Below are 14,631 nucleotides of genomic sequence, written 5' to 3' on the forward strand. Positions count from 1 at the left end.
GTCCTCTGTCCGCGTACGAAAGGGCAGGCTCCTCGCTCGCCGGGATCGGTCGCCCTAGCCTCGGCGAACATGATTGACAACGCAACAATTCGGATCCTTGCTGATAACGCGGCCCTCACCGAGACTCAACGGCGGCCGGCGGCTGCGAGTCTCGACGCGGTTCGGCAGGCCGGTGGGTTCAGCGGGTACGACGGATCTATCGCGGATCTGACCCACGCCATCGCGGATCTGGCGCGGGGGTGTCCGTCGACCGCCTGGATCGTGGCCACCTCGACCACCCACAAGATGCTCGCCGAGGGCCTGCCCGAACCGGTGCGGTCGAAACTGCTGGCGGATCCCGGAGCGATCGCCGCCGGCAACATCATGCCGATCGGCCGTGCGGTCCCGGCCCCGGGGGGCGTCCGGATCTCCGGCCTCTCCGCGAACGTGTCCGGAGCCGAGGACGCGACGTGGATGAGCTTCGGCGTGCTTCTCGAACAACCCGGCGACCAGCCGCCCCAGGCGATGATGGCCCACATCGAAGCCGCCCAGGTGACGATCCAGGACACCTGGCGGGTGGCCGGCATGCGCGGCACCGGCAGCCACACCGTCGTCTTCGAGGACGTGCTGGTTTCCCACGACCACCTCGGACCGCCCCCTGACCTGCAGAGCGCCGAGTTCACGAAGTACGCGCTCACCGTGCTCGCCACGGTCGTGGGCAGTGCCCGCGGTGCGCTCGATCGGACCTACAATCTTTTCGAATCGGGCAAGAAGGTCTTCATGACCCCCACCCCGCTGACCGAGTCGCCAGTCGCGCAAGCCTGGCTCGACGAGGTCACCCGGCTGGTGGAGAAGTCCGAGAACCTCATCGAGGAGATTCTTCGTACGGTCGACGAGCCGCCGGCAACCCACGGCGGTCAGCTGGCCGAGGCCGTCACCGACAGCCTCGCGGCACTGGACAAGATGCTCGACCTGAACGGCCTCGGCGGCTTCGCCGAGTCGAACCCGGTGCAGCGCTTCTGGCGCGATGCGACGGTCGCCAGCCGGCACCCACTGCTCAACCGGTTCTTCGCGTCCCACATGGCCTCTCTCGCCTGAGGCCGGCGCGGTTTGAGCTGGCTGTGCCTGCGGCACGGCCAGCGACCTTGGTGCCTCCGGCCCGGCGCGGGACAGCCTCGCAAGAGCCTCACGATTCGACCCGCGCCCCTGGTACGCGCGTACTGGGCGGACTCGGCGGCGAAGATCGCGCCGATACCGTGCGCCGGTGACAATCAAGACTGAAGCAACCCGGGCGGTCAACACTAGTGCCGTTTTCGGCACGGTGCTGGTGGCGGTGTTCGTATCGAATCTTGACCTCTTCGTCGTCAACGTCGCCATGCCGGAGATCGCCCGGGACTTCGGCGGAACCTCGCTCGTGACGCTGTCCTGGCTGCTCAACGCGTACGCGATCGCCTTCGCGGCGTTGCTGGTGGTCTTCGGGCGCCTGGCCGACCGGAGTGGCCACCGCCGGGGCTTCATCGCCGGTATCGTCGTCTTCACCGTCGGCTCCCTGCTGTGCGCGGTGGCGCCCAGCGTGGCCTTCCTGATCGCGGCGCGGGTCGTCCAGGCCGCCGGTGCGGCGGCTCTGCTGCCGACCTCGCTGGCCCTGCTCCTCGCCGTCACCCCACTGGAACGGCGGGCCGGTGCGGTGCGGGCCTGGAGTGCGTCCGGCGGGGTCGCCGCCGCACTCGGACCGGTGGTCGGCGGCCTGCTGGTCGAACTCGACTGGCGGTGGATCTTCGTCATCAACGTCCCGGTGGGAGTGGCGGCGTTGCTGATGAGCCGGAGGGTCCTCCCCGAGATTCGGGGAGAGAAGACCGGTGTCCGACCGGACCTGCTGGGCGCCGCACTTCTCACGGTCGCCGTCGGCACGCTCGCGCTCGGGCTGGTGCGTTCCAACGACTGGGGCTGGACCTCGCCACAGGTGGTCGGCAGCTTCGCCGTCACGCTCGTGCTCGGCACCTGGTTCCTGATCCGATCGGCGCGCCATCCGTCGCCGGTCGTCGAGCTCCCGCTGCTCCGCACCCCGCAGTTCGGTCCCGCCACGATCGCCATGCTGTTGTTCTCGGTGGCCTTCTCGGCCATGGTCCTGTCGGTCGCGCTGTGGGCGCAGAACGGCTGGGGGTACTCGGCTCTGCGGGCCGGCCTGGCACTGGCCCCCGGTCCGCTCATGGTGCCCCTCCTCGCGATCGCCGCCGGCCCGCTGGTGCGCCGATTCGGCGCCGGCCCGATCGCTGCCGTGGGCAACGTCGCGCTGGCCGGCGGTTTGGCGCTCTGGATCCTCAACGTCGGTCAGACACCGCGCTACGCGGCCGATCTCCTGCCCGGCCTGATCCTGGTCGGGATCGGTGTCGGCCTCGCCCTGCCGACCCTCATGGCCGTGGGCAGCAGCGCGCTGCCGCCGGACCGGCTGGCCACCGGTTCCGGCATCCTCAACACCGGGCGCCAGGTCGGAGCGGTCGTCGGGGTCGCGCTGCTGGTCAGTGTCATCGGCTCGCCGCACACCCGGGCCGAGACGGTCGACGCCTTCCAGAGCGGTTGGACGGCCACGATCGTCGTCTGTCTCCTCGGTGCGGTCACCGCACTGTTCATCCGCCGTCCGCAGCAGTAGTCGAAAACGAGGTAACACCATGGCCACGACACCGTTCCAGAAGGTGACGACCGTCCTGATGCGGACGGCGTTCGGCGCGCTCGAGCGGGTGGCTCCCGGGCCGGGCAGCGTCCTCGCGACGCGGCTGTGGCTCAGCCCCGCGCACACCTCCCTGCCCGCCCTCGGCGTCTCCGGAGGCCGCAGCTACACCGTGCCGGTCAATGGCGGCACCGTGCTGGCCGAGGAGTGGGGCGAGGGTCCCGCGGTCTTCCTGATGCACGGCTGGGGCCGCGCCCGCCGGGACTTCGACGCGTTCGTCCCGGCGCTGGTGAGTGCCGGCTACCGGGTGGTCGCCTTCGACGCCGCGGGACACGGCGACTCCGCATCCGGACCGCAAGGCGGCCGGCGATCGTTGCTGCCCGAGTTCATCGACGCGCTGACCGCCGTGATCGAGCGGTCCGGGCCGGCGTACGGCATCATCGGCCACTCGGCCGGCGGGTCCAGCGCGGCCCGGGCGGTGCTGGACGGTCTTGTCACCGAGCGGCTGGTGCTCATCGCGCCGATGGGCAACCTGCTCCACTACACCGCTCAGCTCCGGCCGGCGCTGGGCTTCGGCGACCGGATCGACGCCGGCTTTCATCGGCTGCTGGAGCAACGGTCCGGCCGGCCGCTCACGGACTTCCACGTCGCGGACGCGGCGGCCGGGCGGACGGACCTCCCACCGTTGATGGTGGTGCACGACAAGGAGGATCGGCGAAATCCGTACTCCGACGGCGTGGAGATCGCCGAGGCGTGGCCCGGCGCCGAGCTGCGGTCCACGGCCGGCCGAGGCCATCTCCGGATCCTGCGCGACCTGGCCGTGGTGGACATGGTCGTCGGTTTCCTGAAGGCGTAGATCTCAGATCAGGCCGTTGTGCAACGCATACGCCACGGCGTGTGACCGATTGCGCAGCTCGAGTCGCTGGATCATCCTCTGGCTGACGGCCTTGACCGCGCTCGTGGATATCCGGATCCGCCCGGCGATCTCGTGTGGGCTGTCACCGGCGGCGGTCAGGCGTAGCACGTCGAGTTCCGTCCTGGTGAGGGCCGGGACGGAACTGTTGTCCGGGTGCACGTCACGCCGTACGCGCTCGATCTGGGTCAGAAGGTCGTTGACCAGACCGGGCGGCATGGCGGGGCCGTTGCGGGAGACGGCGACCGTCAGGTCCACCAGGCGCTCGGCGGTCACCCCGGTGCGAGACAGGATCGCGACCACCCGGCACTCGAGCGCGGTGAGCACGTCACCGTCGCTGATCACGTCGGTGATCAGGACGACCGGGCAGCCGTCGGATGCGAGCCGGCGCAGCGAGGCGGCCACGTCGGTGGTCAGGCCGGCGCAGCAGGCAATACGGACGTCGGCCTTGGTGCGCTCGTGCTCGCCCAGCACGGCGATTTCCGGACGGATCGTTGCAAAGGCGGCGATGCCCGCGGCGCTGAGCGGATCCGAGGTCAGCAGGTCGACACGTACTTGCTCCACATCGGTCATCGTGACGAGGCCGCCTTCGGAGAACCTTCAGGCGGGCCCGGCACTGATAGCCTCTGGTCCCATGGCTCTGGACGGACGCTTCGAGTACCGCGTCCTCGGGCCCTTGGAGACGTCGTTCGGCGGCGTTGTCTTCTCGGTCGGCGGGCCCCGTCATCGTGCGTTGCTGGCGGCGTTGCTGGTCCGGCCCAACACCGTCGTCTCGGCCGACCGGCTGGCCGAGTCGCTGTGGGAGCAGCCTCGGCCTCGATCCAAGGACCTGATGTACGGCCGGATCTCCGAGATCCGCTTGGCGATGCGCAAGGTCAGTGGCGGGCCGGTGCCCGATTTCGAGACGCACAGCGCCGGTTATCTGCTCCGGGTCGCGGAGGACGCCCTCGACGCGCAGCGCTTCGAGCGGATGGTCGCCGGTGGCCTGTCCGCCGCCGCGGCAGATCGGCCCGCCGAGGCGGCTGAGCAGCTCAGTGAGGCACTCGCCCTGTGGCGGGGCCCAGCGCTGCCCGAATTGGCCCAACTGCCCGAGGCCGCCGCCGAGATCGCGCGGCTGGACGAGTTGCGGATGCGGGCGGTCGAGGCTCGGATCGACGCCTTCATGGCCGTCGACCGGCATCAGGAGGTGACCGCCGAGCTGGTTGCGCTGGTGGCTCAGCATCCGCTCAACGAAGGCCTCTGGGCTCAGCTCATGCTGGCCCGGTATCGCTCCGGTCAGGTCGGCGACGCCATCGCTACCTTCGCCGCGGCCCGCCGCCAGCTGACCGAGCAGCTCGGCGTCGAGCCGGGCACGCCGTTACAAGGCCTACACCAGCAGATTCTGCGGCGTGACCCGGCGTTGACGCCGCGAGCACCGGCCGGGCCCGCACCCCGGTCACCGCTGCGGTCACGGTCCCTGACCAGTTTCGTCGGCCGCGATCCGGAGCTGGCGACGGTTCGCGAGCTGCTCGGATCGCACCGGCTGGTGACCGTGACCGGCATCGGCGGGGCCGGTAAAAGCCGGCTCGCCATCGAGGCCGCGGCGCAGGTCGGCGAGGACGACGACTGCCCGGTCTGGCTGGTCGAACTGGTCGCGCTGGCCCAGCCGGATCTGCTGGCCGACGCTGTCGGTGACGCGCTCGGGCTCCCGTCGCACGGCACCCGGCCCCGCGAGGACCTGATCGAGGAGCATCTGAGTGACAGCCGCGGTCTGCTGATCCTGGACAACTGCGAGCACTTGGTGGACACGGTCGCGGGTTTCGCCGTCTGGCTCCTCGCCGCCTGCCCGGGATTTCGCATCCTGGCCACCAGCCGGGAACGGCTCGGGGTGACTGGTGAGGTCCTGTTGCCGCTGATCGGCCTGGCCCTTCCCGAGGCCGGTGCGGATACGCCGGAGGCCGTCCGGCCGAGTGCCGCGGCCCAGTTGTTCGTCGCGCGAGCCGTCGCCGTGGATCCGGCCTTCGAGCTGACCTCCGAGACGGCGGGCGCCGTGACCACCATCTGCCGGGAGCTGGACGGCCTGCCCTTGGCGATCGAGCTGGCGGCCGCGCATGCCAACGCGTTCACCGTGACCGAGATGGCCGACCGCCTCGACGACCGCTTCGCGCTGCTCGGTCAGGGCGACCGGACGGCCGAGCCTCGGCACCGGACGCTGCACGCCGTGATCGACTGGAGCTACCGGCTCCTCGGTGCCGACGAGCGTCGCCTGCTCGACCGGCTGAGCGTGTTCGCCGGCCGCTTCGACCTGGCCTGGGCGGAGCAGCTCAGCGCCGATCGGTACGCGCCGGTCCACGTCGCGCGGCTGATCGCCGCGCTGGTCGACAAGTCGTTGCTGCTCCGGGAGTCGGGCCGGTACCGCATGCTGGAGACACTGCGCGCGTACGGGATGGAGCGGCTGGCCGAGACCGGTGAGCTGGCCTCCGTCCGGGACCGGCACGCCGCCTTGGTGGCCGGCCTGGCCGATGAGCTGAGCAGCGGTTACCTCGGCAGGGGACGCGGCCGGACAGTGCACTTGCTGGACACGACGATGGAACAGTTCCGCACCGCGATGGAGTGGACCGTCGCCAACGACGACGCGGAGACGGCCCTGCGCATCGCCTCGGCCCTGACCACCTACTGGCACATCACCGGGCAGTACGCGGTGGGCCGCCGGTGGCTGCAGCACGCCTTGAACGCCTGTGGCGAGTCATCGCCGGCCCGGCGGGCCAAGACGTTGAGCGGGCTGGTGGCGCTGGCCTCGCTGCAGCACGACCTCCCGGCGGCCACGGCCGCCGGCGAGGAGGCCGCGGAGCTGTTCCGGCGCGTCGGTGACGTGCGCGGGTACGGCCTGGTGATGCGCCGCCTTGCCACCGCGGAAGCGCTCTCCGGCGATCTCGACCGGGCCGAGACGTTCCTGGCCAACGCTGTGGACGCCGCGCGGGAGGCGGAGTCGCCCTGGCTGCTCGGGTGGGCCAACACCCAGCTCGGCCTGGTCACGTCCTTTCGCGGCGACTGGGAGAGCACGGCGCGGCTGGCCGTCGAGGCGGAGAAGCTGGTGCTGGACCTCGGCGATCCGGAGGTGCTCGCCTTCGCCTGGCTGCTCCGAGCGGAGTCGGCCCGCAACCTCTCGGGTCCGACCGCTGGCGCCCACTGGCTGCGCGATGCGCTCCGTCTCCTCAATCAGGTCGCGATGACCTGGAGCATCACCATGGGGCTGCATTACGCATCACTGGTCCTGGCCGATCTCGGCCGGCCGGGGCGGGAACTGACCGTTCTCTCCGCCGGATACGAGCTGCGCCGCAAGTCCGGTGCCGCCTTCTTCTCCCCGCTCGCCCGGTACCAGGAGAAACGACTCGAGCAGCTGCGCGTGATTCTGGACACCGAGGAATTCGACGCGCGATGGGAGGCCGGCCGGGCGACCCCGGTCAGCGAGCTCATCGACGAGTTGTGCCGGCAACTGGAGGCACCTTCGGAAAACCTTCAGGCGGGTACGGAGCCGACCTGACGGAGGCGCGCCGACAATACGGGCCGAGGAGGATCTTTATGGATCACGACGGTCTGGCGAACTTCTTGCGGATCCGGCGCGAAGCGTTGCGGCCGGCTGATGTCGGCCTCGCGGTCGAGGGCCGGCGGCGTACGCCCGGGTTGCGCCGGGAAGAGGTGGCCGCCCTGGCCGGCATCTCGACCGCCCGGTACGAGCGTCTGGAACGCTCGCGAACCTTGCAGCCGTCGGCGGAGATGCTCGGCGACCTGGCCCGGGTCCTGCGGCTGGACCGTGAGGAGATCGACACGTTCTTCCGGCTGGCGGGACTGGCCGGAGCCGTACCGGAATCGGGCTACGTCGAACCCGGGCTGATGTTTCTGCTGGAGGCGCTGTCGGCGATGCCGGCCTGGGTCCTCGACCGGGAACTGACGGTGGTGGAGCAGAATCAGCTCTCCAAGGCGGTGCTGGGCCGGTGCACGAGGCGGCCGGGCCGGCAGTCCAACCTGGTGTGGCACTGGTTCACGAGCGAGAAGACCCGATCGATGGGTACGCCCGAGCAGCGCGCGGCGGTCGGCCGGGCGCTGGTCGCCGAACTCCGGGCGCTGGTGGCCTGGCACGGTGCCGACGACACCCTCGGCCGGCTGGCGGCCGACCTGGCCGCGGCCGACGACGAATTCGCGCGGCTCTGGGCGACGACGCCGGTCGGCCGGTTCGAGCCGATGTCGCTGACGATCGATCATGGTGCGGTGGGGCGGCTGGAGTTGTACTTCGACATGGTGGTCAGCATGTCGTCCGGGCATCGTGTGCTGATGCTGCGCCCGAAGCTCGGCACCCCCACGAGCGAACGCCTGCAGGACCTGCGACTCGACTGAGTTGAAGGGCGCGGCGCCGGCGCCGCGTGGCCCCGGATGTGCGCCTGAATGGGCAAAAAGCTTTCGTTACGAAGCAGGCGGCCGACACTCGGATCATGACCGTCATGAACGTCGTGCGTGGGCACCGGGTTGATGCGCTGATCCGGGCGTGCGAGGGTGCCGCCTCCGAGCTGGCCCTGTTCGAGGCTGTCTCCGATCAGCTGCGCGAACTGGTCCCGTTCGACGGAGCCGCCTGGTTCGCCACCGATCCGGCCACCCTGCTGGCCGCCGGCGCCGCGCGGGTGGAGAACGTCGAGCGCGGTGTCTGCGCCACCTACTGGGAACGGGAGTACCTGGTGGAGGACGCTCTGCTGTTCCGGGACGTGGCCCGCAGTTCGCAAGGCGTGGCGACCCTGTTCGACGTCACCGGCGACCGGCCGGCCGACAGCGCGCGCTATCGCGAATACCTGGCCCCGCAGGGTTACGGCGATGAGCTGCGGGCCGCCTTCCGGCTCGGGAATACGACCTGGGGCGTCCTCGACCTGTATCGGGATCGGGTGCGCACCCCCTTCTCGAAGCGTGAACGGGAGCAGATCCAGCAGATCGCGCCGATGGTGGCGCGAGCGCTGCGCGCCTTCGCGGCCGCGCGGCGTGAGCCGGCGGCGATCGGCGGCGCCGGCACGGCGCTGTTCGACGATCGAGGCGCCCTGATGTCGTTCGACGCCCAGGCCGGACGACTGTTCGAGGAGATCGGCGGCGGGGGCTGGCAGGCCTTTCCGGCCGCCATGACACCCGTGCGCGCGGTCACGGCACGAGCCACCGCGGTCCTGCGGGGCCGGGACCGCGGACCGGCCGCCACCCGCCTGCGGTCAGCGGCCGGTCGCTGGATCTCCCTGCGCGCCTCGCACCTGCACGGACCGGACGGCTCACCCGGGCCGACCGCGGTGACCGTGGAGCCGGCGCGGTCGGAACAGATCGCGCCGATCATGGCAGCGGCCTATGCCCTCACGCCGCGCGAGCAGCAGGTCACCCGGGCGGTGGCGCGGGGGCTCTCCAGTCACGAGATCGCTGTCGAGCTCTTCCTGTCGCCGCACACGGTGCGGGACTACCTCAAGACCATCTTTGTGAAGGTCGGCGTGACCAGCCGGGGCGAGCTGGTCGCCACCCTGTTCACCGAGAACCACCGGGACACGGCGCACGAGACTGTCGACCAGGTCGAGTGGTGACTGGGATCCGCGTTCACCGCAACCTCCTTTTTTGAACCGGACCCGGCCGGCTGCCGTTGTCAGGGGCAGCCGGCCGAAATCTGGAGGTAAGAGGTGTCCAGCGAGCAGCAGCATCGTGGCAAGGCGGGACAGGGCAGCGACGCGGCGGAGCCGACGGCGGAGGCGCCGAACGACCCCAGCTCCACCGCGGAGGAAGCGTCGGAGCGGGCCCAGGCGCTGGTCGACGACATCGACGATGTTCTCGACGAGGCCGACCAGTTGATGCGTGATCACCTGGGCATCGATGCCGACAAGAAGATGACTGACCCTGAGGTGGAGAAGGCGATCGCGAGGGCGGTCGCCGGGTTCGTGCAGAAGGGCGGGCAGTAGTGGACGGCCGACCGGCCTCCGAGCCGGTCCTGCTCCTGGGAAGTTTCGGGCTCGGTCTCGACGCGGACTTCGAGGATCAACTGCGCCTGGCGGTCCGGCATGTCTCGTTCCGCAGCATCGAGGACATCGCCATCCAGGTGATCACCGGGTCCGTGCGCATGACGGAGATCATGGAAGGACGAGATCTGCGTGAGTTCGCCTCCGTTCACATGCTGTCCTATCCGCGAGGCGCCACGAACCTGCTGAACTCCGTGGCCGACTACCTGAACTCGCAAGGTGTCCGGGGAGTCAACGTCGACATGCTGGATGCGCCGACGAAGTTGTACAAATACGTGCGAATGGCGAATCGTGACATTCCAGTGCCCGCGACCACCTACCTTCCGCACGCCCGTCTGCGGAACGCGTTTCCGGAGCTGGCCGAATCGTTCGATCTGCCGTTCGTTCTCAAGTCCGTGGCCGGAGGGGCGGGCCGGTCAAGGACGGTGGTCGGCGATGCGAGCACCTTCGACGAGGCCGTCCGCCGGGCCGCTCGGGAACAGGTGCGCCTGCTGGCGCAGGAACTGGTGCCGGCCGATGCTCATCACCGGCTCGTGGTCTTCGGCGGCCGAGTCCGGGCGGCGCAGGAACTCGACGAGGCCGAGGAGAGCGATCTGCTCCGCCGGCCTCGATGGGAAGGAGCGCCTTCCCTCCCGCTCGACGAGGTTCCGGAATCGGCCGCCGAACTCGCCGTTGCCGCCGCACGAGCGATGAAGTACGACCTAGCCGCCGTGCACCTGATCAGAAACTGGACCACAGCACAATGGCAGGTGGTGGACATCTCCGCCGGCCCGCTCGCCGGCGCCGGTCTTTACGTGGAGGGTGTCAGCACCGCGTACGCCCGGTTTCTGGCTGAGACGACGCGTACCGATCAGCCTCTCCTGGGGTAGGTCCCGGGCCCCGGCCGAGCCGTCTGTGCTGCCGCTGCCGCTGCCGCCGTAAGCCCAAGGCGTCGGCGTCCGGCTGAGGGTTCCACCGACCGCGGCTCTGCGGAGCCGGCATGACTCGACTCACACCGTGAACCGGAGTGGCATCCACTACGTCAGGTCTGCGTCCAGCGGCGCCAGATGTAGCGCCGTCACGTCCAGGTCCTGAACTGAGGAGTCATTGGTGAGCGACAGCACGACCGAGGTCGACTACCTGGTCATCGGCGCCGGGACGGCGGGCATGGCCTTCACCGACACGCTGATCGGCCATTCGGACCGTACCGTCATGATGGTCGAACGCCGGCACGCCCCGGGAGGGCACTGGAACGACGCCTACCCCTTCGTCCGGCTGCACCAGCCGTCGGCCTTCTACGGGGTCGACTCGCGGGAACTGGGCAACAACCGGATCGACGAGACCGGCTACAACGCGGGACTGTACGAACGCGCCTCAGGACTCGAGATCCTCGCCTACTACCGCTCGGTCATGGAGGACCACTTCCGCCTCTTCGGACAGGTGACCTTCCTGCCGATGTCGGACGCGGTAGTGGACCGGGGGAGGGTCGCGGTGACGTCGCGGCTGACCGGCTCCGTGCGCGAGATCACGGTGCGACGGAAGGTCGTCGATGCCCGCTACCTGGAAGGTGCCATCCCGGCCACGCACCGGCGTTCCTTCGACGTCGACGACGATGCCCGCTGCATCGCGGTCAACGACCTGGTCCGGGTCGACGAGGCGGCGGACGGCTTCATCGTCCTCGGCGGCGGCAAGACGTCCATGGACGCGTGCTTGTGGCTGCTCGACAACGGCGTCGATCCGGACGCGATCACCTGGATCCGGCCGCGCGACGCCTGGTTCCTGCCCCGGGACACCGTTCAGCCCCGGGTGAAGGCCGGCGACACCATCATCTCGACCGCGGCGATCGTCGAGGCGGCCGCCTCCGCCGTCTCCGCTCGCGACCTGTTCGAACGTCTGGAGGCTGCCGGAAGCCTCTCCCGGCTCGACTCCTCGGTCGAGCCGACCATGTACCGCGGTGCCACCGCCAGCCGGTCCGAGCTCGAGGCGCTCCGGCGGATCACCCGCGTCATCCGGGGCCGCCGGGTCCGGCGCATCGTTCGCGATCGAATTGTCTTCGACGACGGTGACCTCATGACCACCGGTCGTCCGCTGTACGTCGACTGCACGGCCTCCGCGCTGTCGGTGCCACCGGTGCGTCCCGTCTTCGAGGACGGCCGGGTCACGATTCAGCCTCTCCTGGCCGGGCTTCCCTCGTTCAGCGCCGCGCTGACGGGCTACATCGAGGCCACTCGCGAGGACACCGCGGAACAGAACAGGCTCGCACCGCCGAGCCGATACCCAGTCACGGCGAACGACTGGATCTCGATCCGCCGCGACGGCATGCTCGCCCTTGCGCGGTGGGCTCAGGTGGACGACGTCCAGAGCTGGGTCCAGCGCACCCGGCTCAACCTGACGTCCGGCGCCGAGACGCACATGACGGAGCCGAGGGTGGCCGAGGCGGCGGCGACCACCCGCATGCTGGGCAAGCTCGCGGTGGAGAACCTGACGAAACTCAGCCTTGATCTCGAACCCGAGGGACGGTAGCCCGGTCGGTGCGGAACGCTGTGAAAGCGGGGCAGGCTCGTCACGGTCGGAGGCGCTGACGAGCCTGCCCCGCCTGTCTGTCAGGCGGCCGCGTGCCAGTCGGTCACGATCGTCAGGATGTCGGAGTAGGCCTTATGCCCGGCCGCGTTCGGGTGGAAGGTGTCGTCCAGGCGCGCGGGGTTGACCCCATTGATCCACGCCGAGGAGCCGCATGCCTCGTGTCCGTTGAAGACAGGCGTCATGTCGACGAAGTAGATTCCCTGCCGGCTGGTTGCTGTACCGATGCCTTGTGCCATCGCGTCAGCATTGGAGTTCAGCGCCTTCCGCTTGGCCAGACTGACGTCGACGCCGCAGGATCCGGAGAGGGCGACGAGTCGCGGGTAGCCCAGGACGACGATCGCCGCGTGCGGTGCTCGCCGCTTGACCTCGGCGTACAGGCCCACCAGATCGTCGACCAGCTGATGGGTCGCGTAGTACGAACCCAGCTGGGTCGAGACCGAGCACAGGGCGTCGCTGCCGGTCAGGCAGTTCGTGACGGTTGACCGGAAGCCGCCGTCGTTGCCGCCGACGGTGATGGTGACCAGGGCGGTGCTGTCGTTCAGCGCCGACAGCTGACGGGCTCGCACATCCGCGATCGTCGCGCCGCTGCATGTCACATCGGTCAGCGTGTAGGTCGAGGCGTGCGCGGCGGCCCAGGTCCGCGGGTAGCTGCGGGGGCTGCGCCGGCAAGGGTCGTTCGCGTCGGACGGGTCGGTGCCCACGCCGGCGGCGTACGAATCGCCGAGTGCCACATACCGCTTCGTGGCGGCGGCCTGAGCTGGAGCGGACACCACCGCCATGGGGATGAGCGCCATAATCATCATGGCGGCCGTCGAGACTGCTTTACGCACAGGCTCCCTCTCGTTGAGTGGCGTCTGCCGACGCCAGAGAAAGCGAATCCTAAATCCGTGCCGGAGGGCTGTCGCATCGTCCCTTTTCGCGCGACGATATTCATCCCGGTGGCGGCCGGCCCACCGCTGACCGCAATTATGGGGGAATTCGTTGACGGCGCGAGGACATATCTCGATACTCGGTCCCCGTGATCATGCAATCGCTTAACAGAATCCTCCTTGCTCTCGCGGCGGCAGGTGCGGTGCTCATTCCGGCCACGGCCGCCACGGCCGCGGCGCCCAAGGTGACCGTCGACTACGTCGCGCTTGGGGACTCGTACGCCGCCGGAGTCGGTGCGGGAACGGAATCCACCGAGTGCCGGGTCACCCCCGGCGCGTTCCCGAGGCTGTGGGCGAAATCGGAGAAGGTCGACCTGACGCTCGCCGCGTGCAGTGCGGCGACCTCGGCTGACGTCGCCCGCACCCAGCTCGGCGCGCTCGACGCGAAGACCGACCTGGTCAGCGTCACCGTCGGCGCGAACGACGTCGGCCTTACCGACGCGCTGCGCGTCTGCGCGCCCGCGCCGCAGAGCGCGCAGTGCGCCGCTGCCCTGGCCCGTATCCCGCAGGCGCTGGCGACCACGGTCCCGACCGGTGTCGCCGAACTGCTGACCCAGGTCCGCGCCAAGGCCCCCAAGGCCAAGTTGGTCGTCACCGGATACCCGCTGCCGTTCGCCGACGTGGCGTCGTGCCCGTCGATGCCTCTGCCGCTCGCCCTGCGTACCACCGGTAACCAGGCGATCGCCGCCCTCAACCAGATTCTGGCCGCCCAGGCGGCGGCGGTGAAAGCCTCCTTCGTCGACGTGGCCAAGATCTTCGCCCCGCACGCCCAGTGCACGGCCCAGCCGTGGCTGGTCGGCGTCGAGGGGCTCGCCGACGAGACGGCGCTGCACCCGACGCTGGCCGGGCAGACCGAGGGATACCTGGCGGCGTTCACCCAGCAGGCCGGATCGGTCGAGGACATCATCGAGTGGATCGGTGAGCGGGACGGCGCCGCGAGCCCCTCTCCGTCACCGTCGGTTTCACCGTCCAGCACCACGCCCCCGCCGGTCGCTGACGGCTCGGGCGGCAGCCTGCCGCTCACCGGCCCGGGCGTCGGCACCATCGTGGTCGCCGGGCTGCTGCTCGTCGTCGTCGGCACCCTTGGCTATCTCGTGTGGCGCCCGCGGCGCATCAGGACCGTTTCCGAGTAACAAGCGAGCGCACGGTCCCCTCGTCCGGAGTGCGCTCGCGTTTGAAGCAGGCCGTGTGCGCTGGTCGGGACGCTGGGCGCGGAAGACGGTGGGACTTGCACCGTACTGCCGGCGGAATGCCGCGGCGAATTGTCCGGCGCTGGCGTACCCGCACATCTTGGCGATATCGGTGACCGGACGGCCGGTGGTGCTCAATAATTGCGCGGCGGATCGCAGTCGTAGCCGGATCATGTATTGGTACGGAGTCAGACCGGTCGTCGCCGAGAAGAGGCGAATGAAGTGGAACTTGCTGACCCCCGCGATCGCAGCGAGTTTCACCACCGTTACATTTTTCGCCAGCCGGTCCTGCATGTAGGCGGTAACCTGCTCGAATTGTTCACCGCTCAGCGGAGATTCGTCAGCCATCAGAAGAGTGAGGCTAGGAACGAGGCGCTCCGGGCGC

General features: G+C 69.7%; 12 protein-coding genes and 1 pseudogene. 10 read left to right on the top strand and 3 right to left on the bottom strand.

Translation table 11 applies throughout. From position 1 onward, the window contains the following. Positions 1–69: 69 nt before the first annotated feature. From QSK31_RS22570 to QSK31_RS22580, 3 genes are all read left to right on the top strand, one after another. Positions 70–1,077, top strand: coding sequence for an acyl-CoA dehydrogenase family protein (locus QSK31_RS22570; RefSeq protein WP_285686272.1), 1,008 nt, complete (start codon positions 70–72; stop codon positions 1,075–1,077). A 166-nt stretch (positions 1,078–1,243) separates the two neighbouring features. Then, complete coding sequence (locus tag QSK31_RS22575) at positions 1,244–2,629, top strand: DHA2 family efflux MFS transporter permease subunit (protein WP_285686273.1); 1,386 nt, start codon at positions 1,244–1,246, stop codon at positions 2,627–2,629. Between the two features lie 19 nt (positions 2,630–2,648). Further along, entirely contained in the window at positions 2,649–3,503 is an 855-nt protein-coding gene (locus QSK31_RS22580) for an alpha/beta fold hydrolase (RefSeq protein WP_285686274.1), read from the top strand. Positions 3,504–3,506: 3 nt separating this feature from the next. On the opposite strand, the gene QSK31_RS22585 is transcribed toward QSK31_RS22580, so the two are convergent. Then, complete coding sequence (locus QSK31_RS22585) at positions 3,507–4,124, bottom strand: helix-turn-helix transcriptional regulator (protein WP_285686275.1); 618 nt, start codon at positions 4,122–4,124, stop codon at positions 3,507–3,509. Between the two features lie 70 nt (positions 4,125–4,194). Here QSK31_RS22585 and QSK31_RS22590 point away from each other — a divergent pair, with 70 nt between their 5' ends. The 6 genes from QSK31_RS22590 to QSK31_RS22615 all read left to right on the top strand — a co-directional run bounded on the left by QSK31_RS22590 (position 4,195) and on the right by QSK31_RS22615 (position 12,067). Then, positions 4,195–7,083: an AfsR/SARP family transcriptional regulator gene (locus tag QSK31_RS22590; RefSeq protein ID WP_285686276.1), complete on the top strand. Its 2,889-nt coding sequence runs from the start codon at positions 4,195–4,197 to the stop codon at positions 7,081–7,083. Positions 7,084–7,121: 38 nt separating this feature from the next. Next, complete coding sequence (locus tag QSK31_RS22595) at positions 7,122–7,934, top strand: helix-turn-helix transcriptional regulator (RefSeq protein ID WP_285686277.1); 813 nt, start codon at positions 7,122–7,124, stop codon at positions 7,932–7,934. 104 nt (positions 7,935–8,038) lie between these two features. After that, a complete protein-coding gene (locus tag QSK31_RS22600) occupies positions 8,039–9,139 on the top strand; it encodes a helix-turn-helix transcriptional regulator (protein WP_285686278.1) in 1,101 nt (366 codons plus the stop codon). Positions 9,140–9,232: 93 nt separating this feature from the next. After that, positions 9,233–9,508 (top strand): ubiquitin-like protein Pup, encoded by a 276-nt coding sequence (locus QSK31_RS22605; RefSeq protein WP_285686279.1) that lies wholly within the window; start codon positions 9,233–9,235, stop codon positions 9,506–9,508. A gap of 158 nt (positions 9,509–9,666) precedes the next feature. Next, positions 9,667–10,434: an ATP-grasp domain-containing protein gene (locus tag QSK31_RS22610; protein ID WP_285686280.1), complete on the top strand. Its 768-nt coding sequence runs from the start codon at positions 9,667–9,669 to the stop codon at positions 10,432–10,434. Between the two features lie 220 nt (positions 10,435–10,654). After that, entirely contained in the window at positions 10,655–12,067 is a 1,413-nt protein-coding gene (locus QSK31_RS22615; protein ID WP_285686281.1) for an NAD(P)/FAD-dependent oxidoreductase, read from the top strand. An 80-nt stretch (positions 12,068–12,147) separates the two neighbouring features. Here the strand turns inward: QSK31_RS22615 and QSK31_RS22620 are convergent, their stop codons facing one another. After that, the gene (locus tag QSK31_RS22620; RefSeq protein WP_285686282.1) at positions 12,148–12,921 is read right to left on the bottom strand and encodes an SGNH/GDSL hydrolase family protein; all 774 of its coding nucleotides are present in this window, start codon (positions 12,919–12,921) and stop codon (positions 12,148–12,150) included. A 278-nt stretch (positions 12,922–13,199) separates the two neighbouring features. Here QSK31_RS22620 and QSK31_RS22625 point away from each other — a divergent pair, with 278 nt between their 5' ends. Continuing rightward, entirely contained in the window at positions 13,200–14,189 is a 990-nt protein-coding gene (locus tag QSK31_RS22625) for an SGNH/GDSL hydrolase family protein (RefSeq protein ID WP_285686283.1), read from the top strand. Positions 14,190–14,276: 87 nt separating this feature from the next. Here the strand turns inward: QSK31_RS22625 and QSK31_RS48855 are convergent. Beyond that, positions 14,277–14,594: pseudogene (locus QSK31_RS48855) on the bottom strand (helix-turn-helix domain-containing protein); the annotation flags it as partial. Positions 14,595–14,631: the final 37 nt, after the last annotated feature.

This window comes from Actinoplanes sp. NBRC 103695 (assembly GCF_030269485.1).
Lineage (GTDB): Bacteria > Actinomycetota > Actinomycetes > Mycobacteriales > Micromonosporaceae > Actinoplanes.

Bases quoted from the DNA above. Each gene is read 5' to 3' on its own strand.
- QSK31_RS22595 (WP_285686277.1), top strand. From the start codon at position 7,122: ATGGATCACGACGGTCTGGCGAACTTCTTGCGGATCCGGCGCGAAGCG.
- QSK31_RS22610 (WP_285686280.1), top strand. From the start codon at position 9,667: ATGACGGAGATCATGGAAGGACGAGATCTGCGTGAGTTCGCCTCCGTT.
- QSK31_RS22620 (WP_285686282.1), bottom strand. From the start codon at position 12,921: ATGGCGCTCATCCCCATGGCGGTGGTGTCCGCTCCAGCTCAGGCCGCC.
- QSK31_RS22600 (WP_285686278.1), top strand. From the start codon at position 8,039: ATGAACGTCGTGCGTGGGCACCGGGTTGATGCGCTGATCCGGGCGTGC.
- QSK31_RS22590 (WP_285686276.1), top strand. From the start codon at position 4,195: ATGGCTCTGGACGGACGCTTCGAGTACCGCGTCCTCGGGCCCTTGGAG.
- QSK31_RS22570 (WP_285686272.1), top strand. From the start codon at position 70: ATGATTGACAACGCAACAATTCGGATCCTTGCTGATAACGCGGCCCTC.
- QSK31_RS22580 (WP_285686274.1), top strand. From the start codon at position 2,649: ATGGCCACGACACCGTTCCAGAAGGTGACGACCGTCCTGATGCGGACG.